Origin of the sequence: Streptomyces caniscabiei (assembly GCF_014930365.1) — a bacterium.
In the GTDB taxonomy this organism is placed as follows: Bacteria; Actinomycetota; Actinomycetes; order Streptomycetales; family Streptomycetaceae; genus Streptomyces; species Streptomyces caniscabiei.
Window position 1 is genome coordinate 148754 of sequence record NZ_JABXWI010000016.1, and the last position, 20100, is coordinate 168853.

The 20100-nt window shown below is 71.0% G+C and carries 20 protein-coding genes; 14 read left to right on the plus strand and 6 right to left on the minus strand.

What is annotated here, in order from left to right; translation table 11 throughout:
• Positions 1-449: 449 nt before the first annotated feature.
• Complete coding sequence (locus HW837_RS36700; protein WP_193381213.1) at positions 450-1565, minus strand: alcohol dehydrogenase catalytic domain-containing protein; 1116 nt, start codon at positions 1563-1565, stop codon at positions 450-452.
• On the minus strand, positions 1562-2458 hold the full coding sequence (locus HW837_RS36705) for a fumarylacetoacetate hydrolase family protein (protein ID WP_045560449.1): 897 nt from the start codon (positions 2456-2458) through the stop codon (positions 1562-1564). The genes HW837_RS36700 and HW837_RS36705 overlap by 4 nt, the downstream gene beginning before the upstream one ends.
• Before the next feature lie 280 nt (positions 2459-2738).
• Here HW837_RS36705 and HW837_RS36710 point away from each other — a divergent pair, with 280 nt between their 5' ends.
• The 3 genes from HW837_RS36710 to HW837_RS36720 all read left to right on the plus strand — a co-directional run bounded on the left by HW837_RS36710 (position 2739) and on the right by HW837_RS36720 (position 5556).
• Entirely contained in the window at positions 2739-3656 is a 918-nt protein-coding gene (locus tag HW837_RS36710) for a VOC family protein (protein WP_045560450.1), read from the plus strand.
• A 10-nt stretch (positions 3657-3666) separates the two neighbouring features.
• A complete protein-coding gene (locus HW837_RS36715; protein WP_045560451.1) occupies positions 3667-4608 on the plus strand; it encodes an ABC transporter substrate-binding protein in 942 nt (313 codons plus the stop codon).
• A 144-nt stretch (positions 4609-4752) separates the two neighbouring features.
• On the plus strand, positions 4753-5556 hold the full coding sequence (locus HW837_RS36720) for a GntR family transcriptional regulator (protein WP_052683046.1): 804 nt from the start codon (positions 4753-4755) through the stop codon (positions 5554-5556).
• 21 nt (positions 5557-5577) lie between these two features.
• Here HW837_RS36720 and HW837_RS36725 read toward each other — a convergent pair whose 3' ends face one another.
• Positions 5578-6345, minus strand: a complete 768-nt coding sequence (locus HW837_RS36725) for an IclR family transcriptional regulator (protein WP_045560452.1) — start codon at positions 6343-6345, stop codon at positions 5578-5580.
• A gap of 115 nt (positions 6346-6460) precedes the next feature.
• Here HW837_RS36725 and HW837_RS36730 point away from each other — a divergent pair, with 115 nt between their 5' ends.
• The 3 genes from HW837_RS36730 to HW837_RS36740 are packed head-to-tail and all read left to right on the plus strand — an operon-like array spanning position 6461 to position 9083.
• Positions 6461-7537 carry a cupin domain-containing protein gene (locus HW837_RS36730; protein ID WP_045560453.1) on the plus strand — a complete coding sequence of 359 codons (1077 nt, stop codon included), beginning with the start codon at positions 6461-6463 and terminating at the stop codon, positions 7535-7537.
• Complete coding sequence (locus tag HW837_RS36735; RefSeq protein WP_045560454.1) at positions 7534-8364, plus strand: fumarylacetoacetate hydrolase family protein; 831 nt, start codon at positions 7534-7536, stop codon at positions 8362-8364. Before HW837_RS36730 ends, HW837_RS36735 begins: the two co-directional genes overlap by 4 nt.
• The gene (locus HW837_RS36740) at positions 8361-9083 is read left to right on the plus strand and encodes a maleylpyruvate isomerase family mycothiol-dependent enzyme (RefSeq protein WP_193381214.1); all 723 of its coding nucleotides are present in this window, start codon (positions 8361-8363) and stop codon (positions 9081-9083) included. The genes HW837_RS36735 and HW837_RS36740 overlap by 4 nt, the downstream gene beginning before the upstream one ends.
• A gap of 33 nt (positions 9084-9116) precedes the next feature.
• On the opposite strand, the gene HW837_RS49740 is transcribed toward HW837_RS36740, so the two are convergent.
• Positions 9117-9242 (minus strand): hypothetical protein, encoded by a 126-nt coding sequence (locus tag HW837_RS49740; RefSeq protein ID WP_269153767.1) that lies wholly within the window; start codon positions 9240-9242, stop codon positions 9117-9119.
• 457 nt (positions 9243-9699) lie between these two features.
• Here HW837_RS49740 and HW837_RS36745 point away from each other — a divergent pair, with 457 nt between their 5' ends.
• The 3 genes from HW837_RS36745 to HW837_RS36755 all read left to right on the plus strand — a co-directional run bounded on the left by HW837_RS36745 (position 9700) and on the right by HW837_RS36755 (position 12263).
• A complete protein-coding gene (locus HW837_RS36745; RefSeq protein WP_045560551.1) occupies positions 9700-11376 on the plus strand; it encodes an MFS transporter in 1677 nt (558 codons plus the stop codon).
• A 42-nt stretch (positions 11377-11418) separates the two neighbouring features.
• Complete coding sequence (locus HW837_RS36750) at positions 11419-11940, plus strand: hypothetical protein (protein WP_193381215.1); 522 nt, start codon at positions 11419-11421, stop codon at positions 11938-11940.
• 125 nt (positions 11941-12065) lie between these two features.
• Entirely contained in the window at positions 12066-12263 is a 198-nt protein-coding gene (locus HW837_RS36755; protein WP_045560456.1) for a hypothetical protein, read from the plus strand.
• Positions 12264-12325: 62 nt separating this feature from the next.
• Here the strand turns inward: HW837_RS36755 and HW837_RS36760 are convergent, their stop codons facing one another.
• Positions 12326-13741: a DUF2252 domain-containing protein gene (locus HW837_RS36760; RefSeq protein ID WP_045560457.1), complete on the minus strand. Its 1416-nt coding sequence runs from the start codon at positions 13739-13741 to the stop codon at positions 12326-12328.
• Between the two features lie 195 nt (positions 13742-13936).
• On the opposite strand from HW837_RS36760, the gene HW837_RS36765 reads away from it, so the two are divergent.
• The 5 genes from HW837_RS36765 (at position 13937) to HW837_RS36785 (ending at position 18889) form a co-directional block, all read left to right on the plus strand.
• On the plus strand, positions 13937-14647 hold the full coding sequence (locus tag HW837_RS36765; protein ID WP_045560458.1) for an HdeD family acid-resistance protein: 711 nt from the start codon (positions 13937-13939) through the stop codon (positions 14645-14647).
• Positions 14648-14673: 26 nt separating this feature from the next.
• Positions 14674-16098 carry a hypothetical protein gene (locus HW837_RS36770; RefSeq protein ID WP_237270531.1) on the plus strand — a complete coding sequence of 475 codons (1425 nt, stop codon included), beginning with the start codon at positions 14674-14676 and terminating at the stop codon, positions 16096-16098.
• 113 nt (positions 16099-16211) lie between these two features.
• The gene (locus tag HW837_RS36775; protein WP_045560459.1) at positions 16212-16685 is read left to right on the plus strand and encodes an SHOCT domain-containing protein; all 474 of its coding nucleotides are present in this window, start codon (positions 16212-16214) and stop codon (positions 16683-16685) included.
• A gap of 43 nt (positions 16686-16728) precedes the next feature.
• Entirely contained in the window at positions 16729-17142 is a 414-nt protein-coding gene (locus HW837_RS36780; RefSeq protein WP_045560460.1) for a DUF7144 family membrane protein, read from the plus strand.
• Positions 17143-17503: 361 nt separating this feature from the next.
• Entirely contained in the window at positions 17504-18889 is a 1386-nt protein-coding gene (locus tag HW837_RS36785) for an LCP family protein (protein ID WP_435002961.1), read from the plus strand.
• Positions 18890-18949: 60 nt separating this feature from the next.
• On the opposite strand, the gene HW837_RS36790 is transcribed toward HW837_RS36785, so the two are convergent.
• Positions 18950-19813: a DUF4394 domain-containing protein gene (locus HW837_RS36790; RefSeq protein ID WP_045560462.1), complete on the minus strand. Its 864-nt coding sequence runs from the start codon at positions 19811-19813 to the stop codon at positions 18950-18952.
• Positions 19814-20100: the final 287 nt, after the last annotated feature.

Below are 20100 nucleotides of genomic sequence, written 5' to 3' on the forward strand. Positions count from 1 at the left end.
CGCGGTGTCGGCCGGCGGTGCCCGGCCGATGGCGGACGCGTGCGGAGGCGGCCGTCTTCCGGTCGACCGCTCTCGCCTAGGAGATCCGTGCGACGACGAAGGCGTCCGGGACGGTCGAGGACCGCCAGTCACACGTGCCGGCGTGTGGCCTCCAGGACGCGCAGAAACAGTCCGCGCGGGTTCGACGTGCCCAGCTCCCGTGCGGCTGCTGCGCCACGGTGGCCGTAGCGGTTCCTCTCGTCGTGGTGGCGGGCCTTCGGCCGCTGACACACGAGTCCGGGCATGCGCACGAACGCCCCCCCCGCGAGTCGGCGGCGGTCATGGCGCCGCGCACCACACCCGGCGGTCACGATCCGCAGAGGGCGCGAGAGGGCTGGTTGGATCGGCCTCAGGGCGCCTACCGGGCGTGAGTCCGGTGCAGGCGCCCCTCGCCGTGCGGCCCAGCGCTGTTACGCGTCCCAGTCTTCCGGGCGTACGGTGAGCGCCACCCGCCCGAGGCTGTTGTCGTCCTCCATGTAACGGTGGGCGTCGGCTGCGCGAGCGATGGGGAACGTGCGGTCGACCACGGCCCGGAAGCCGTTCTCCACCTGCTTCCACAGTTCCGCCACCGCCGCCGGGTTGCCCGTGCGGACCCCGATGATGCGGTGGCAGTCGGAGTACACGCGCCGCAGATCGATTCCCACCTTGCCGCCGAGGAAGGCGCCCGAGGTGACCACCGCGCCGCCGCGGGCCAGCGAGTCGACGGTGGCGTCCCAGACGTCCGGGTCGCCGAGGTTGTCGACGGCGATGTCGACCCCGCGACCCCCGGTGGCCTCGCGTACGCGCTTTACGAAGTCCGGCGCGTTGGTGTCGAGCACGAGGTCGGCTCCCGCGGCGGCCATGGCCGTGCGCTTGTCGGCGGAACGGGAGGTCGAGATGATCTTCGCGCCCAGATGCTGGGCGTAGGCGGCCGTGGTGGAGCCGAGTGCGGAGGACGCGCCCTGGACGAGCACCCAGTGTCCGGGGCGGAGCCCTGCCTGGGTCATCTGGTTGGCGGCGACGGCTCCGAGGAGTGCGAGGGAGGCGGCCATTGCGGCCGGGATGCCGTCCGGAACCCTGTGGACGTTGCGGGCCGGCACCGCGCAGTACTGCGCGTATGCGCCGGGGCGGTGGTTGCCTATGAGGGTCAGACCGTCGCAGACTTCCTCGCGGCCCTCGGCGCAGTAGGAACACCTGCCGCAGGCGACCGGAGGTATCACCGCCACGCGGTCGCCCACGCGCACCGAGTCCACGCCCTCGCCCAGAGCGGCGACGGTGCCGGCGTGGTCGGCGCCCAGGATGTGGGGCGGATCGATCCTGACGTACGGATGGTTGCCGGCACGGGCCGTCAGGTCGAGCAGTCGTCCGATACCGACCGCGGCGACCTGGACGAGGACCTCTCCGGGGCCGGGGTTCGGGGTCTCCACCGTGGCCTGCTCCAGGACCTCGGGCGGTCCGAACCGGCGGAACAGCATGGCTCGCATCGTCGCGGAGACCGGCAGTGCCTGCGACCAGCCGAGCTCGGAGAGTGGCACCGTGTCGCTCATGACGCCACCACCCTGTTCTCCAGGCGACCGATCCGCTCGATCTCGATGACTATGTCGTCCCCGGGAGCCAGGAACTCCCCGCGTGGTACACCGCAGCCGGCCGGCGTACCGGTGAGGATGACGTCCCCGGGTTCCAGCCGGGTGATACGGCTGGCCGCCGCTATCACCTCGGGGATCTTCACCATCATCTGGGCGGTGGAGGAGTCCTGCTTGAGCACCCCGTTGACGCTGAGCTGGATCCGCAGATCCTGCGGGTCGGCGATCTGCCAGGCCGGCACCAGCCCGGGGCCGAGCGGGCAGAAGCCGTCCTGCCCCTTGTGGCCGACCCAGTCGAACGTGAACGGCTCGGCGACCGGCTTGTCGGACCTGAGCCGGTCCCGGGCGGAGATGTCGTTGGCCACCAGGTAGCCGGCCGCGTGCTCCATGGCCCGCTCGGGCGTGAGGTCACGGCCGCCGCGGCCGACGACCACGCCGAGTTCGGCCTCCCAGTCCACGCGTGCACCCGGGTAGCCGGGCAGCGGCACCGGGTCCCCGGGGCCTGTCACAGTGGTCGTCGGAGGCTTGAGGAAGAAAAACGGCTCGCCCAGCTCGTCGGGGCGTTCGCAGCCCATCTCCGCGATGTGGTCCCAGTAGTTGGCGCCCGCGCAGAGCACCTTGCCGGGATACGTCAGCGGCGGAGCGAGCCTTGCATCCGCGACGGTGTCGGACGTTGTCGGCGTCCAGTCACGGATCAGCGGGGCGAGCGTCTCCCATCGGGCCAGCACCTCCATCAGCGTGAGGCCCTCGGTCACGGGCGGGCCCTGGACCACCACCCCGTCGGTGTACGCACCGACCGTGACTTTCTCCGAGTCGTCGACCCGGTACTGCACCAGTGACCATTCAGACGGTGTCATGTTCCCTCCGGCATGCGGCTCTCTCAAGAAGCTCCTGAACCATAGTGGATACACATTGAGAGAGGAAGGGTGGACTTTCGGATGCATGGTCACCCGTGGCGAGTGCGGGTTCGATGCCAGTTGGGGCGAGGGGTGTGGGCTTGGGAGTTCAATATCCCTGGTCCGGGCCTCGGGGTGGAAAATCTTTCGCTGGATACCTGGACGCCCAGCCGGCTCAGGTGTACACACTTATTGGAGTGCCTGTGCGGGATGCGGGTCACCAGAACAATGAGGAGTGCACATGTTGCGTGTCAAAGGTCTCTTGCACTACGGACTCCAGGTGCCGTCGCTCGACACGGGCGCGGACTTCTACGGCGCGTTCGGACTGGAGGCGGCGGAGCGGGGCAACGCGGTGGTGGTCCGCTGCGACGGCCGGGAGCAGGACCAGACGGTGCTGACGGAGGGGCCGGTCAAGCGGCTGCACCACGTGGCTTTCGCCGTGGAGCCGGGTTCGCTGCGCGAGTGGCAGCGCCACCTGGAGGGCCTGGGCCTGAGGCTCCTGGACGCGCCGGCCGAGGTGCCCGGCGGCCTGTGGTTCCGCGACCATGAGGGGAACCTGGTCAACCTCCGGGACGAGGGGATCGCCCGCTGGCGCGAATTCGGAACCACGGACGTCCGGGACGCCAACGTCGGCGACAGGATCCGTCGGATCGACCAGGCCCGTTGGGTGACCTCGGGTGAGAAGCCCCGTCCGCAGCGGCTCGGACACATGCTGATCTTCAGCTCCGACGTGAGCGCGTCCGAGGCCTTCTACACCCGCGCGCTCGGGCTGCGTCTGTCGGACCGCATCATCAACGGCGGGCCCGTCTTCATGAACTCGGGGCCCGGTGACCACCATGTCTTCGGGTTCGTCCCGGGAACACACCCCGGCCTGCACCACTCCAGCTGGATGGTCGCCGACATCGACCAGATCGCCATGGGCGCGCGGAACATGGCCTCCGTGGGCTATGCGAAGGGCTGGGGTCTGGGCAGGCACACCCTCGGCTCGAACCTCTTCCACTACATCCAGGACCCCTGGGGCAGCTGGATCGAGTACTCCGGGGACATGGACCGCATCACCGAGGACTGGCAGCCGAACGACTGGGACTGCCCGGCCGCGGTCTGGAGCCCCGAGATGCCGGCCGACTTCATCACCAACCAGGAAGAGAAGCCCGCCTGACCTCGGTCGCGTGACCGCCTGGAACCATCCACCCGCCGAGTACGGAGAGTTCTTCATGCTTCCCGCGCCGAGTACGCCGCACCCGCCCGCCCACCCCTCCCGGCAGCTCACCGTGGGCGTCTTCCCCGGAGCCGGCGTCGTGCATCTTCACCACGCCGTCGATTCCGGGTACTTCCGGCAGGCCGGGCTGGAGGTGAACCTCGTGCAGGTGGTCTCCTCCGACCGGCAGCTGACGGGCTGGAACGACGGCGACTACGACCTCATGCACACCTCACCCGACCACCTGCTGCGCGGATTGCTGACGAGGGACCCGGTGGCCGTCCGGGCCGAGGGCATCGGCGAACTCGCCGTCCACCGGCGTCGCGGGGTCCCCCTCGCGACAGGCCGGTGGGCCGTCGACAACGCGCACAGCGCCTTCGCGTTCGTGCTGCGCGCCGTGCTCACCGACATCGCCGCCTCGCCGGTGACCGACGACCGACTCGTCCCCGTGGGCGGTACCGCACAGAGGTTCAAGGCCCTGCTGTCGGACGCCGTGGACGGCACCACACTCCATCCCCCGTTCGACGTCCTCGCCGCCGAGCAGGGCTTTCCCCGCGTCGGCGGCCACCTTCAGGTCGTACCCGACCTCATCACCAACGTGGTGGTGGCCCCACGCGAGACCGCGAAGGCATGGCACACCCGTGCCTACGTCGAGGTCTGCCGCAGGAGCACCGAGGAACTGCTTGCCTCCGGCGCACCAGGTGTCGAGGCGGCCCTGCTGCGGCACGGCATGCTCGCCGCAGCAGCCCGGGCGGCTGTGCCCGGCCTCCTAGGGCCCGCCGGCCTCTCGACCTCACCCGAGGTGACAGTGCGCGGCATGGAAGCGGTGGCCGACCTGCGCCGTCGCTTCACCCCTGGCTGGCGACCCGCCTGCGCGCTCACCTCCCTGATCGGGCCCGGTCAAGAACGCTGACGCAGATCGTGTGGCCGACGGCCCCCTCCAGGTGGATACAGTCGTGTGTTTTCTGAGGCCGACCGGGGACGGGCACGGCGTTTCCACAGTGGAGTTGGGAGGGAGCCCGGTGTCGGCTGCATACACCTGGGTAGTATCTCCGGCGTGAGTAGGAGCAGAAGCGAGTCCCGCCAGGAGCAGCGGCCGGTTGACGACGGGGGCGAGGTGCGGGCCGAGTCCCTGCCGCCGGGCGAGAGCCCCGCGGCCCCCGCGGGCGGCCGCCGACTCGCTCTCGACGTCCACGGCCGCCTGCGCGCCATGATCCTGAGCGGGGAACTGCCACCGGGGTCGGCCCTGCTCCAGGCCGAGATGGCCCGGAAGCTGGGCGTCAGCCGTACCCCCATGCGCGAGGCGTTCCGGCTGCTGCAGGAAGAGGGGCTCATCGACGCGCGGCCCGACCAGCGCGCGCGGGTGCGGTCGGTGGACCCCGAGGACCTGGACGCCGTCTACGGGGCCCGGATCATGCTCGAGACGCTCGCTGTCAGCATGACCGCCAAGTCGTTCACGGCTGTCGACGCGGAGCGCATGAGCGACGCCCTGCAGCGGATGAAGACGTTGACGGTCGACGACCATCCGGACGAGTGGCACGCGGCTCACCACGAGTTCCACAGCATCGCCACCCAGGCGGTGGGACCCCAGCTGCAGCGCATGATCGCCTCGCTCGGAGAACACAGCGAGCGCTACATCCGCCTGGCTCAGCTGGGCGCGCCCGCCTCGTGGGGCAAGGCGTACGCGGAGCACGAGGCGCTTCTCGAGGCGTTGCGCCTGAGCGACCCGGCCGAAGCCGCCCGCGTGGTCGCCCGCCATCTGGCACGCACCGCCCTGAGTGTGCTGGCGGACATCGCCCCCGAGTACGAACCCGCGGCCACTCGCACAGCCCTGGGGCTGGCGGGCAACGGTCAGTCCTGACGCTCCCTCACTCCTCGACGGTCACAGTTCCCCGCTGATGTCCCGCGCCACCGACCGCAGCGGTTGGGCCAGTTCCGTCAGTCGGCTCCTTGGACAGCGGGCGGACGGTGCCGCCACCGCGACGGCGGCCACGGCCGCACCCGTACGGTCGCGGACGCACACACCGACCGCGTTCACACCCCGCTCGCTCTCCTGGAGGTTGAGGGCCCAGCCGGTGCGGCGGATCGTCGTCAGCTCGGCCACCAGGCGCTCGACGCCCTCCGGTGTCCTGGCCCCTTGCTCGGGCAGTCCGTTGGGGTAGAGCGCCCGGAGTCGCTCCGGCGGCAGCTCGGCGAGCAGTGCCTTGCCGCCCGAGGTCACATGGGCGGGCAGGAGCGCGCCCGTGCGGTAGCCGACGCGCAGCGCCTGCGGACCTTCGACTCCGTCCAGGAACCGGGCTCCGTTGCCCTCCAGCACGATCAGGTGGGTGGTCTCGCGGACCGTGTCCGACAGACGCTGCAGGTGGGGGCGGGCAAGGGTGATCAGGTCGGGAGGCGGGGCGGCCCGGCTGCCGCTGATCGCCCGCAGGGCGGGCCCCGGTCGGTAGGCCTTGTGACGGTCCTGTTCCGCGAACCCCTCGAACACGAGCATCGCCAGGATCCGGTGGGCCGTCGACCGCGCGACGCCGAGCCGGTCGGCGACGTCCATGACGCGCAGCTCACCGTGCTCGTGGAGGAGTCGGACGGCACGCAGGGCGTTGCCCGCTGCGCTCACCGGATACGAGGGGGATGAGCCCTGTGAATTCTGCACAGCGGAATCCTATCCGCAAGTCATTCCAACCAGGGGAATGCGTGGGTACTGTCGACGTAATCCATAACTGTGCACACTTTGGACGGGCGCCTTCGTGCGTGCCCTGGAGGTTGCGGTGACCGACACAGCAGACGAGCTGATCCAGCGTAAGGATCTCGATGATCTGTATGCAGATTTCGAGGACGCGGGACTGATACCCCTGTGGAACCAGCGCGACGACCTCATGCCGGCCTCGCCACAGCCGGCCGCGGTCCCGCACCTGTGGCCGTGGGCACGGCTGTTGCCGATCGCGGAGCGCTCCGGGCAACTGGTGCCCGTGGGACGGGGCGGTGAGCGCCGGGCGATGGCGCTGTCCAATCCGGGACTGCCCGGGCTGCCGTACGCGACCCCCACCCTGTGGGCCGCGATCCAGTACCTGGGACCGCGCGAGGTCGCCCCCTCGCACCGGCACAGTCAGGGGGCCTTCCGGTTCGTCGTGGACGGCGAGGGTGTGTGGACGAACGTCGACGGGGACGCGGTGGCGATGCGTCGCGGCGACCTGCTGCTGACCCCGAGCTGGGCCTTCCACGAGCACCAGAACGTCACTGACCGGCCGATGGCCTGGATCGACGGCCTGGACATCCCCCTGGTCTCCCAACTGGACGCCGGATTCTTCGAGTTCGGCCCCGACGACCTGTCCACCCGGGCCACGCCCGAGCGTTCGCGCGGTGAGCGTCTGTGGGCCCACCCGGGCCTGCGTCCCATCAGCCAACCCGACCGGCGCAACTCCCCGTTGGCCGCCTACCGCTGGGAACACACCGACGCCGCGCTCACCGCGCAGCTGGAGCTCGAGTCCGAAGGAGCCGTCGGTGTGATCGAGCCGGGGCACGCCGGTGTCCGTTTCTCCAACCCCACCACCGGCGGGGACGCCCTGGTCACGATCCGCACCGAGATGCGCCGACTGCGGGCGGGGACGCGGACCGCTCCGGTGCGCACGGTCGGCTCGGCGGTCTGGCAGGTCTTCCACGGCGAGGCGACCGCCCGCATCGGCGACCGGGTCTTCGACGTCGCCAAGGGCGACCTGTTCGCCGTCCCGTCCTGGTGCGAGGTCACTCTCACCGCCCACACCCAGGTGGACCTCTTCCGCTTCAGCGACGAGCCCGTCTACGAGGCCCTGGGCCTCGCCCGCACCTACCGAGGAGAACAGAAGTGAAGCTGGCCACCATCAGGATCGACGGCACCACCCGCGCCGTCCGCGTCGACGGGGACACCGCGGTGGACCTGGGCGAGAGCGACCTGGTCGACTTCCTGCGCCGCCCCGACTGGTCCACGGCGGCCGCGAACGCCGACGGCGATCGCTACGAAGGCCCCCTGGACTACGCCCCGGTGGTCGTGAAGCCGGAGAAGGTCGTCTGCGTCGGCCTCAACTACCGCAACCACATCCTGGAGATGGGCCGGGAACTGCCCCGGTACCCCACGCTGTTCTCCAAGTACGCACGGGCGCTGGTCGGCGCCCACGACGAGGTGATCCTGCCCGCCACGGCCACGCAGATGGACTGGGAGGCCGAACTCGCCGTCGTGATCGGGACCGAGGTCCGGCACGCGGACCCGGAGCAGGCGCGCGCCGCGATCGCCGGATACACGGTGCTCAACGACGTCACTGCCCGGGACTGGCAGTTCCGCACCCCCCAGTGGCATCAGGGCAAGACCTTCGAGGACACGACACCCGTCGGGCCGTGGCTGGTCACCGCCGACGATCCCGCCGTGGCCGCCGGGGGACTGGGCCTGGCCTGCGAGGTCGACGGCGACACGGTTCAGAAGGCCGACACGGGTGACCTCGTCTTCGACCCCGCCACCCTGGTCGCCTACGTGTCCGAGATCGTCACCCTCGCCCCCGGCGACGTGATCGCGACGGGCACCCCGGGCGGTGTCGGGCACGCCCGCAAGCCGGCCCGTTACCTGCAGGACGGTTCCGTGCTCGTCACCCGGATCGAGGGAATCGGTGAGTGCCGCAACACCTGCCGCAGGGAAGTGCGGTGAGCGGCCGGCCGGACGCGATGCTGGAGTGGCTGGCGAAGGGTACGGCCGCTTTCGAGGCCGCCGTGCACCTGATGACCGACGCGAGCCTCGTCCGCCCTTCGTACCTGCCGGGCTGGAGCCGGGCGCACATCGTCGCGCACCTGGCCCGCAACGCGGACGCGCTGCTCAATCTCCTGAACTGGGCTCGGACGGGTGTCGAGACGCCGATGTACGCCGGCCCCGACCAGCGTGCCGGCGAGATCGAGGAGGGGGCCCGTCGCCCGGCCGCCGCACTGCGCGCGGACCTGCTCCAGGCCGTCGGCCGATTGGCCTGGGAACTCGACGCGTTGCCCGACACGTGCTGGGAGGCGACGGTCCGGACCGCGAGGGGACGCGAGGTGCCGGTCCGGGAGATCCCGTGGATGCGGGTGCGAGAGGTCTGGGTCCACGCCGTCGACCTGGGCACCGGAACGGGCTTCGACGCCGTCCCCCGTGAGGTGTGCGCGGCACTCCTGGACGATGTCGCCGCCGGCTTCCGGACCCGCACGGACATTCCTCCTGTCGGGCTACGGGGCGAGGACGGCGGTCGTACCTGGCTCCTGGGCGTGCCCGGCACAGCGGAGACGGTCTCGGTGACCGCCGACCTCCCCAGCCTCGCCGCCTACGCCACCGGCCGGCCCGTACCAGGCCCTCTGCACGCCGACGGCGGATCCGTACCGGCACTGCCCGCGTGGCTCTGAACCCGAACCACGAGGCCGCCGGCGCCCCGTGCGTCAGTACTCACGGGCCAGGAACGCGACGATCCGCTGCCCCTCCGGCCGCACGCACTGGTAGGGGGGCGACTCGGTGAGCTGGGTGCGCGGCGGCCCGTCGCTCGCGTGGGTGGAGAGCGGCGGCAAGGCCGACCGGCCCGACGTCGGTCAGCACGGTCTTGGCCCGGCCCCCGTTGGGCGGGAGCCGCCCCTGCCGGCGGCATCGTGCTTCTCGTAGCCGAGGTGATCGCTGAGGCCGAGGAAGTACTCCCTGGTGCTCACCAGCCTGCGCTGGCTGAGGCCACGTACGCCCCGATTATGTGGGAGCCGTGGGAGTCCGTCACGCCTCGTTACTACGCTCCTTCATTCCGGGGTCTCATCGGTCTGCCGGTCGAAACTCCCCAGATTCTCCCCAGGACTGATCGTGGCCGATTCTGCGGCGGTGCGCCGGATGCGTGGGTTGCCGTCGTCGCGGGCCTCGCCCGTCACGGGTGAGGCGGGGGCGGGGCTTCTGGGCTGGGATGGGGGTGGCGGCCGGTCCGTGACGGGCGCTGCTCGGGTGGCGCCCGTCGGCGTCGCGGGCCTACTCGGCGAGGTGGATGCCGTGAAGCGATGGCGGGCTCTGATCGTGCTCGGGACGGCGCAGTTCCTGATGGTGCTGGACACGTCCGTCATGAACGTCTCGATCAGTCAACTGGTCGAGGACTTCGACACCGAGGTCACCGCCATCCAGGCCGTCATCACGCTGTACGCGCTGGTCATGGCCGCCTTCATGATCATCGGAGGCAGGTTCGGCGACATCCTCGGCCGCCGTCGGCTCTTCTTCCTCGGCCTGGTGGTCTACGGCACCGGCTCGGCCCTGACCGCCGCCGCGCCCACCCTCTGGGTCCTCGCCCTCGGCTGGTCGGTCATCGAGGGCCTCGGCGCCGCGATGGTGCTCCCGGCCATGGCCGCCCTCGTCGCCGAGTCCTACCGGGGCCGGGACCGGGCCGTCGCCTACGGCGTCATCGGCGGGCTGGCCGGGGCCGGCATCGCCGTCGGCCCGCTGCTCGGCGGCTGGGTGACGACCTATCTCACCTGGCGGCTCGTCTTCGCCGGCGAGGTCGTGGTCGTCCTGGCCGTGCTGTGCTTCCGCCGCGTGATCACCGAAGCGCCCCGCACCGGGCCCCGGCCCCGGATGGACGGCGTCGGCGCCGTACTGTCGGCGGCGGGCCTGGGCCTGGGCGTGCTCGGTGTGCTGCAGAGCAGCACCTGGGGCTGGGTGCAGCCCCGCAACCCGCCCTTCACCGTCATGGGCTTCGCACCGACCCTCTTCGTCGTCGGCGCCGGAGTGATCGTCCTGGCCGCCTTCGCGCGCTGGGAGCACCGGCGCACGGCCCACGGCACCGACCCCTTGGTCCACCTGCCCCTCCTGCACGTCCCCGCGCTGCGGTCGGGACTGCTGGCCCTGCTCAGCCAGAACCTGATCCTGCTCGGGCTGTTCTTCACCATCCCGCTCTACCTCCAGGTCGTGCAGGGCTTCAACGCCTTCCAGACCGGACTGCGGCTGCTCCCCGTGTCCATCACCATGCTGGTCGCCTCCCTGGTCGCCTCCCGGCTGGGCCGACGGGCCGGACCGCGCCGCGTCGTCCGGCTGGCCCTGGTGACCCTGGCCGGGGCCATCGTGTGGCTGTTGTCCACCATCGACCCCGTCATCGACGACACCCAGTTCGCGCTGGCCATGGCCCTGCTCGGCATCGGCATGGGGCTCCTCGCCTCGCAGCTGGGCAACGTGGTGCAGTCCAGCGTGGGCGAGGAGGAGCGCAGCGAGGTCGGCGGTCTGCAGTTCACAGCCCAGAACCTGGGCTCCGCCCTCGGCACCGCGCTCATCGGATCGCTGCTCATCGGCGCCCTGGCGCAGGCCTTCACCACCCAGGTCGAGGACGACCCCGCGCTCTCGCAGGAGGCCAAGCGGCAGACGAGTGTCGCGCTCCAGGCCGGGATCAGCTTCGTCCCCACCGATCAGGTGCGTACGGCGGCCGAGCGCGCCGGGCTCCCGCCGTCCGAGGTCGACGCCCTCGCCGACTCCTACGCCTCGGCCCAGCTGGACGGCCTGAAGGCGGCGATCCTCGCCACCGGCGGCATCACCCTCGCCGCGTTCCTGGTCACACCACGGCTGCCGGGCGGGCGGACGGACGGCCCGGCGCCCGCCACCGCCGACCGCCCGAAGCCGCCGGGCAAGGGGCGATCCGTGCCACGCGGGACCGGCACCCCGGCCGCCCCGCGCCGCTCGGAACGCTGAGGTGGCGGCGGCCGCCCGGCGGGGTGAGAGGAGGCGTTGAGGATGTCCACGACAGGGGAAACCGCGACCCGGGGCGGGCGCCGTGCGCAGCGTCGGGCCCGTGCCGACTACACCGGCGGCGTCTACGGATCGATGCTCGCCTCCTCCGTGATCATCGGCGCCGGGACCCTGGGGGCCCACCCCCGCGTGGAACTCGCCCTTCTGCTGCTGCTCACCGGCCTGGTGTTCTGGATCGCGCATGTGCACGCCCAGCTCTTCGGGACCCGGCTGGCGCAGCGGTCCCTGGACCGCCGGATCGTGAGCGAGGTCTGCCGCGAGGAGTGGCCGATCGTCGACGCCGCCCTCCCGCCGACCGCCGCCGTCGCGGTCAGCCCGCTCCTCGGCCTCGATGTGCAGGGTGCCCTCTGGCTGGCGCTCGCGGTCGCCGTGGCGGGACAGGTGGGGTGGTCGGTGGCGGCGGCCCGCCGGGCCCACGCCCCGTGGCGTCTGGTCGTCATCACGGCCTCGGTGAACCTGCTGCTCGGCCTCCTGATCATCGGGTTCAAGCTCTATCTGACGCATTGAACCCGGTGCCCCGCCGTTTCCCTCGACTCACCTCCCCGGGGTGAGGCCAGGTCGGCGTCCCAGGACGGACGATCGCAGAGAAGGAGCGCAGTCCACCCGTACCCGGCCATGGGGGCACACCGCTCATGCGCTACGAGATTCGCGTCGACGGAAAGCTGTCGAAGGCGCTGACCGGTGCCTTCCCCGAACTGGACCATGTGGTGATGTCCGGCCACACCGTCCTGTTCGGGCACGTCGTCGACGAGGCGCATCTGTACGGGCTGCTGGCCCGTTGCCAGTCCCTGGGGCTGCGCGTCCTGGAGATGCGTCAACTGCCGGAGTGAGCGGCAGCGGCTGCCCGGGGTGAGCCGGGAGCCGCTGCCGCTGGGAGCTTCGGGAGGGGGATTCAGAGCGTTTCGGCGTGGACCCGGCCCGTGTGCGCGGCCACGCCCAGCGCCTCGAAGTCGCGGTCGTTCCGGTCGGCGTAGGACTGCGCGAACTCGGTGAGCGCACGGTCGAAGCGATCGCTGCCGCCCAGGTACGCCGCGATGGCGACGGGGTCGCCGGAGCGGGCGTGGGCCCGCGCCAGGCTGGCGCCGCACACCCGGGCGAAGAGCCGCAGCAGACCCGGATCCATCGTCTCCGGGCGCGCGATGCCCTTCCAGTCACGCAACTGCCGTACGTAGAAGTCGCGTTCGCGCCCGTCCAGACCGACGACATGGGTCCAGCCCAGGAAGATGTCGCTGGTCGTCTGCATCAGTCGCTGCCCCGACACCACCCGGCGGCCCTGGTTGTCGTAGCTGTCGCCGCCGAGCTGGGCGGAGAGGACCGACTCCTGCGCCTCCTTGGCCTGGAGCAGCAGCGGGTCGGTGTCGTCGCGGCCGAGCAGCAGCACGATCCAGCAGCGCGTGCCGACGCTGCCGACGCCCACGACCTTCCGGGCCATGTCGACGACGTGGTAGCGGCGCAGCAGATGCCGGCGTTCGGACGACAGGGTCCGTACGTACTGCTCCAGCACGTTGTGCAGCTCCTTCTCCTGGCCCTCGCCTGAGGAGTCCGCCAGCAGGTCCCGGAGCGGGGTGATCAGCGGGGGGTCGGGTGCGATCAGCCGACCCTCGGCCGTGACGCGGGTCAGTTTCTCGAAGGCCTGCATATGGGTGCGCGTACGGGCCTTCGCTGCCGCCTCGGCCGTACGGCGCCTGCTCTCCTTGTCCATCGACGAGGCCATCAGCTCCCGCAGTCGGTCGGCGTCGTCCTGGGCGTACCAGATGTCCAGGGTGCGCATGCCGGCGAACTCACGCATGCGGCGCCGGTACGTCTTCACGCACGTCCGCACCGCCCTGTTCTGCTCCTCGGCCGGGAAGCCGTTGGCGCGGGCCGCGATCACGAAGCTGGCCGCCAGCCGTTTCACATCCCATTCGAACGGCCCGGCCAGGGTCTCGTCGAAGTCGTTGATATCGAAGACGAGATGGCGTTCGGGCGAGGCCAGCAGCCGGAAGTTGAGCAGATGGGCGTCACCGCAGAGCTGCACCGTCAGACCGGTGTTGGGGAGCGGGCCGAGATCCGACGCCATGATGGCGGCCGCGCCCCGGTAGAAGCGGAACGGGGATTCGAGCATGCGGCCGTAGCGGATGGGCACCAACTCCGGCAGCCGGGTGACCGACTGACGCTCGATCACCTCGATCGGGTCGGTCCGGTCGGCGTCCGCGTCCGACTCGAACCAGCCGTGGCAGGACCGGGAGGCACGCTTGCGCGCCTCCCGTCCGTGCGCGGCTCTCTCGGCCACGGTCGGTGTCGCCGTGGATGCGCTCGCACTGGTCATGACACATACCTCCTGAACCGCCGACCGGCGTACCGTCCACCCTCCTCGGCCGGGCGGTGCGCGGGGATCACCCGCCGGGGGTGATCCCACGGGCGGGGCGGGGCGGGACGCTGGCCGGGTGAGGTCACCGCGCGCCGCCGTGCGCCAACGGTGCGGAAAGCGGGCCGCGAGGACGCGACGACGCTTGGAGGAACCATGACCGAGTCCCCTGGCCCGGCACCGCGTACCGGGGCGGACGACCACAGGACCGGTGGGGCCGAGCGGGGGCCCGGGCCGGGGGACCGTGCGCCCGGCCGGGAGACCGCAGGCGTGCTGGGTGATCCGGCGGAGGCGCTGGGCAGGGTCGGGCGCTCCTGGAAGTGGATCCTCGGGTCTGCGCTGGCCACGCTCGTGCCGGGCGTCATCGTGCTGGTCTGGCCGGACGGGACGCTGCATGTTCTCGCGGTCCTGCTCGGGCTGTACCTGCTCGCGATCGGGGCGTTCCGCTTCGTCGACGTCTTCGCCCGGGAGGAACCCGGCGAGCGGTTGTCCGGGCTGCTCCTCGCGCTGCTGTACGTCCTGGCCGGCGTCCTGTGCCTGCGGAACCCCCTGCAGACCATCACGGCGCTCTCGCTGATCCTGGGGATCGTCTGGCTGGCGACGGGCATCCTCACACTCCACACCGCCCTCGCCGCCAAGAACCTGCCCCATCGGGGCTTCGTCCTCGGCGTGGCGGTGCTCGGCATCGTCGCGGGGATCGTGGTGCTGGCCCTGCCGACCGAGTCGGCCACGGCACTGACCCGCCTGCTCGGCCTGTGGCTCGTCCTGCTGGGCCTCGCCGAGGCGACGGTCGCCCTCGCCTGGCGGGCCGCCCTACGCCGGGCGGGCCTCACGGGCTCCCGGGCCCGGACCACGGACGCCGTCTGAGTCTCCCCACCACCCGAGGAGGAGCCATGTTCCCGGGCAACGACTCCGTACCACCGAACTCCGACCCGACCGACAGCACGGACCCGAAGGACGAGACCGGCCCGGGCGGCGGCACCGGAGCCGGTGAGGGTGTCGCGTCCGGTGGGCACGTGCTCAGCGCGGAGGAGCGGGACGAGTACGAGCGGTTGCGGCGGCATGCCGGGGTGCGGCACCGGCGGCTGCGCAAGGCGGGGGCCGCCGTACTGCTCGTGGTGACCCTGCTGCTCGCGCCCCTGGCCGTCGTCGCGGCCTGGGTGGAGGACACCGTCGCCGACACCGACCGGTACGTCGAGACGGTCGCTCCGCTGGCGTCCGACCCGGCGGTCCAGAACCTAGTGATCGAGCGGCTGACCGACGAGGTCGTCAAGAACGTGGACGTCAAGGCGGTGACGGACGCCCTCACCAAGGTGCTCGCCGACAACGGCGCGCCGCCGCAGGTCGTGGCGGGCGCCGGCGCGCTGGACGGCCCGCTGCGCTCCGTGGTCAGGACCGTCGTGGACCGCAACGTCACCCGCGTCATCACCAGCGAGTTCTTCCAGCAGGTCTGGGAGGGCTCGAACCGGCGGGCACACGCGGCCGTGGTGCACATGCTCACCGGCGAACGGGAGGGCGCGCTGCGTGCCACCGGAGACACCATCCAGCTCGACGTGGGCGCCGTCGTCGACCAGGTCAAGGAACGCCTCGTGGACGCCGGCTTCGACAAGGCCTCCGCGATCCCCGACAGTGACCGCACGATCACGCTGTTCCACACCGACGAACTGGGCAAGGCCCAGGACGCCATGCGGCTGCTGAACATCCTCGGCACCTGGCTGCCCGTCATCACGATCGCCTTCGCCGCCCTGGCGGTGTGGACCGCGCCCGGCCACCGCGTGATGCTGCTGATCACCTCCCTCGGCATCAGCGTGATGATGGCGGTGCTGCTCGTCGCGCTGGCCGTCGTCCGCCGCGTCTATCTGGACGCCGTCCCTGCCGCGACCCTGCCGCCGGACGCCGCCTCGGCCGTCTTCGACACCTTCCTGCGGTTCCTGCGCGACAGCACGCGCACCCTGCTCGTGCTCTTCCTGGCCACCGCCCTCGCCGCCTATCTCTACGGCCCCGGGCGGGCCGCCCGTTGGGTGCGGGGCACGGCCGGGCGCGGCACCACGGCCGCCGGACGGGCGCTGCGGCACGCCGGTCTGAGCACCGGGCGGGCCGGACGCCTCCTGGCGGAACACCCCCGGTGGACCAACGGCGTCGTCCTGGGCGGGGGCGCGCTCGCGCTCCTGCTCTGGAACCGCCCCACGGTCGGCGCGGTCGTCCTCGTGGCCGTCCTGGTCGTGGCCGTACTGGCGCTCGTGGCGGTCGTCGCCGCGGCGGCGGACCCCGCTCCGGACGAGGCTCCGGCCGACGCCGCTCTCACCCGCCCGGGGTGAGGCCGCGCGGCTGTGGTCGTGGGCACGCTGAGAACGGCGCCGACCGTGGTGCCGCGGGCGAGCCGAGGACGGCAGAACACCTGCCGGGCGAGCGCCCGGAACGGAGGAGAGACATGAGTGGTCCGACGTACCTCGCGTACGACTACCCGCTGCTGAGCATCTTCTGGTCCATGCTCCTGCTGTTCCTGTGGATCATGTGGTTCGTGCTGCTCTTCCGGGTCGTCGTCGACATCTTCCGCGACGACGACATGAGCGGCTGGGCCAAGGCGGGCTGGCTGGTCCTCACGATCCTGCTGCCGTTCCTGGGCGTCTTCGTCTACGTGGTCGCCCGGGGCAAGAACATGGGCCGCCGCGAGGTGGCGCAGGCACGTGCGCAGCAGGCGGCCTTCGACGACTACATCCGGCAGACGGCCAAGGGCGGCGAAGGACGCTCCACCAGCGTCGACGAGCTCGCCAGGCTGTCCGAGATCCGTTCACGCGGCGACATCACGGACGACGAGTTCCGCCGCGCGAAGGAACTGGTCCTGAGCGGCCACGGAGCCTCGGCGGGCACGGGCGTCGGCCCGACCGCCGCAGGGCACCGATGACGGACCCGACACCCATCGCACGACACCGAATCGAGGCAACGGTATGACCGCCACACACACCGGACGTATGCACTCGGCCAAGCGGTCACGGCCCTTCGCCGAGGGACTGACGGCCTTCGCCGCCGTCATGCTCATGATCGCGGGCGTTCTCGACATCTGCCGGGGCGTCATGGCCATCGCGGAGGACGACGTCTTCGTCGCCACCCGCGACTACGTCTTCCAGTTCGATCTCACCGGCTGGGGCTGGGTCCACCTCGCCCTCGGCGCCGTGGCCGTGCTGGTCAGCCTGGGCCTCTTCCAGGAGTCCCTGTGGGCCCGCGTCGCGGGCGTGGCCATCGCGGGCCTGATCATCATCGCCAACTTCCTGTCCCTGCCGTACTACCCCGTCTGGTCCATCGTGATGATCGCCTTCTCGGCCTTCATCATCTGGGCCCTGTGCGTGGTCAGGCGCGACTAGGAAGGACGCGATCGTCGGTCCGGTCCTCGGGGCGGAGGCCGCTCGACGGATGCCGTGCGTGTCATGGCGGCCTCCGCGGGCGGCCGCACCGCGTCGGAAGGCGGCCCGGACCGGTCCGTAACCGCGGCCGTGGGCACGGTCGTTGCGGTGGTGTTCCGCGGCGACTCGGACGTGACGGCGGTCGTCCTTCTGTACGCTGCGACGCCTCTGTGTCGTTCGTGCGTGCGGGGAACGGTGAGTCGCGTGCGGCACCGATCCGTATATCTGCATGCATGTAGAGTCCTGCGGGTTCGGTGATCACGACCGCCGGACGTACAGGGGGCAGTCGACCGGCCGAGTGCGGCCGAGGCGGGGGAGGCCGGTGAGTGGTACGGGTAGGCGGCGCGCGGGCGCCGGAGGCGGGGGGACACGCCTGACGCGGCGGGGCCGGACGGTGAGCTGGCTCGCCGGCGGCGCGGCACTGCTCGTCCTCGGCGTCGGAGGCGTCGGTGCCTGGATCTACAAGGACCTGGACGGCAACATCACGGGCGCCGACGTCGACAGCAAGCTCGGCGGGGACCGCCCGGTCAATCTGAGCCCGGGTTCGAAGAACATCATGGTGGTCGGCTCGGACAGCCGTGACGGGGCCAACGCCAAGTACGGCAAGGACCTGACCACCATGCAGTCCGACACGCTCATGGTGCTGCACCTGCCCGCGAACCGTGAGTGGGCCACCGTGGTGTCGTTCCCGCGTGACTCCTGGGTCGAGATAGCGGCGTGCGAGAAGGGCGACGGCAGCACGTCGGGCCCACACCTGGCGAAGATCAACGAGGCGTTCGCGATCGGCGGTTCGGGCGGCGAGGTCGCCGGCGCGGCCGCCTGCTCGATCAGGACGGTCGAGGCCAACACGGGTCTGCGCATCGACAACTTCATGTCCGTCGACTTCCAGGGCTTCAAGGGAATGGTCGACGCCCTGGACGGCATAGAGGTCTGCCCCGAGCAGGCCATCAAGGACGACAACGCCCTCCTCGACATGGAGGCCGGCTGCCAGACCGTCGACGGCGAGACGGCACTGGGCTATGTGCGCACCCGCTACGCCGTCGGCGACGGGTCCGACATCGGGCGCATCGGCCGGCAGCAGGAGTTCATGGAGACGCTGGCGGCCAAGGCCAAGTCCCGCCTGACCAGCCCCACTTCGCTCTACGACTTCATGCAGTCCGCCACCAAGTCGCTGACCACGGACGAGGACCTCGACGGCATCGATCCGCTCTACGACCTCGCCTCCCAGCTCAAGGGCATCCCGAGCGACCGGCTGACCTTCCTGACCGTGCCCAACTACCCCCGCGAGGCGGACGTCCCCGCCGACCGGGCCAACATCGTCTGGCAGTACCCGCAGGCCGCCGACCTGTTCACCTCCCTGGCCAACGACAAGGAGGTCGACAAGAAGAAGCTCCAGGCGCGGGCCAAGGACGAGCTGATCTACGCCTCCGACGTGCGCGTCCAGGTCCTCAACGGCACCGGGGTCTCCGGGCGGGCCGCCGCTGTCGCCGAGGAGCTGCGCAAGGCGGGCTTCACCGTCGTCGGCACGGGCAACGCGCCGGAGAACACGGACACCACCACGGTGGCCCACCCTGCCGACCTCGCCCGGCAGGCGAAGGTCCTCGCCTCTCGGCTGCCCGACGTCAAGGCCGCGCGGTCCGCGGACGCGGCGGCGGGAGTGGTGACCCTGGTGGTGGGCTCGGACCTCGACCTGGAGAAACTGCGGTAGCGGGACCCGACTCGCCGCGGGCCGACGGTGGCCGGACCGCGGCGAGGGTGCGACGGGGGATCAGCTGCCGGTCAGCGAGACCGCCACGTCCGTGATGTTCAGGGGGAACTTGGACTTGGCGGCGTCGTTCACGAGCGTGGCCTGCCCGGTGAAGACGTTGAGGGTGTAGAGGGACGGCGTGCTCGCGCCATAGGCGGTGAGGGAGGCGAAGGCGGTGTTGTCCACCGTCTTGCCGCCGCTCAGGGTGCTGTAGATGTCCATCCCGGCATTGATCTGGGCGTCCAGGCCGAGGTTGCCGGTCGGGGAGAGTGTGCCGTTGTTGGCCGGCGCCTGGATGACGACCTGGTCGCTGGTCGTGTTGATGTCGAACAGCGTGGTCGCCGTGGTCCCGTCGAGGTCGTTGTTGGTGTAGGCGGCGGCGGAGACGCCCTTGGTCGTGCCCTCGGCCGGCGGGGTGGTGAGGTTCAGGTCCTGGATGGTCGTGTTGTCGTTCAGGTTGTGCCGCAGGTTCTGACCGTTGTCGCTGATCACGCGCAGCCGGTCGGCCGCCGGGTTGAAGTCGACGCCGAAGTTCGTGCCGTTCAGCGCGTACTGGAGCTGGGACACCTTGGTGACCACGACGTCCTGGGTGCCCGTCGGGATCTTGATCGTGTAGATGCCCCCCTTGTCGCCCACGCCGTACAGCGTGCCGTTCTGCACCCGGAAGTCGATGCCGATCAGGGCCGTGTCGCCGCTGAGGCCCGTGACGGCCCTGACCCAGTTGAGCACGTCCGCCCGGTCGGTCCAGAACGCGGCCATCAGGGTGCCGTCACCGGTGATCCCATAGGCGCGCAGGCTGGGGGCGGCGGCGGGGGCGGCCGAACCGGTACCCGGTGCGGCGAGCATGAGCGCGCTCGACGTGACCACGACCGCCAGCGCCGCCATGATTCTCTTTCGCGTTCCTGCTTTCATCTGAGTTTCCCTCCCGTTTGGGTGTGCGCCGACGTCCGACGCTCGGCTGAGAATTTCCGTACGCCGACCCGTACTGCTTGTCGAAACCCCTCCGGAACCGCTCCGGAACTCCTCCGGAATCGGTCCGGAATGATGGCGACGTTCTTCCCCCACGGCCGGGTACGCGGCTCTCATTAAGGCCGCTTTACGACTCCTACACAAGCGGAAGAGGTGACGGGAACGACCCGATCCGGGAATTTTGCGCACGGTGACAAAAACCC

Coding starts and splice junctions, on each gene's coding strand:
- HW837_RS36700 (WP_193381213.1), bottom strand. CDS start 1,565: ATGAGCGACACGGTGCCACTCTCCGAGCTCGGCTGGTCGCAGGCACTG.
- HW837_RS36705 (WP_045560449.1), bottom strand. CDS start 2,458: ATGACACCGTCTGAATGGTCACTGGTGCAGTACCGGGTCGACGACTCG.
- HW837_RS36710 (WP_045560450.1), top strand. CDS start 2,739: ATGTTGCGTGTCAAAGGTCTCTTGCACTACGGACTCCAGGTGCCGTCG.
- HW837_RS36750 (WP_193381215.1), top strand. CDS start 11,419: ATGTCCACGACAGGGGAAACCGCGACCCGGGGCGGGCGCCGTGCGCAG.
- HW837_RS36755 (WP_045560456.1), top strand. CDS start 12,066: ATGCGCTACGAGATTCGCGTCGACGGAAAGCTGTCGAAGGCGCTGACC.
- HW837_RS36760 (WP_045560457.1), bottom strand. CDS start 13,741: ATGACCAGTGCGAGCGCATCCACGGCGACACCGACCGTGGCCGAGAGA.
- HW837_RS36765 (WP_045560458.1), top strand. CDS start 13,937: ATGACCGAGTCCCCTGGCCCGGCACCGCGTACCGGGGCGGACGACCAC.
- HW837_RS36770 (WP_237270531.1), top strand. CDS start 14,674: ATGTTCCCGGGCAACGACTCCGTACCACCGAACTCCGACCCGACCGAC.
- HW837_RS36775 (WP_045560459.1), top strand. CDS start 16,212: ATGAGTGGTCCGACGTACCTCGCGTACGACTACCCGCTGCTGAGCATC.
- HW837_RS36780 (WP_045560460.1), top strand. CDS start 16,729: ATGACCGCCACACACACCGGACGTATGCACTCGGCCAAGCGGTCACGG.
- HW837_RS36790 (WP_045560462.1), bottom strand. CDS start 19,813: ATGGCGGCGCTGGCGGTCGTGGTCACGTCGAGCGCGCTCATGCTCGCC.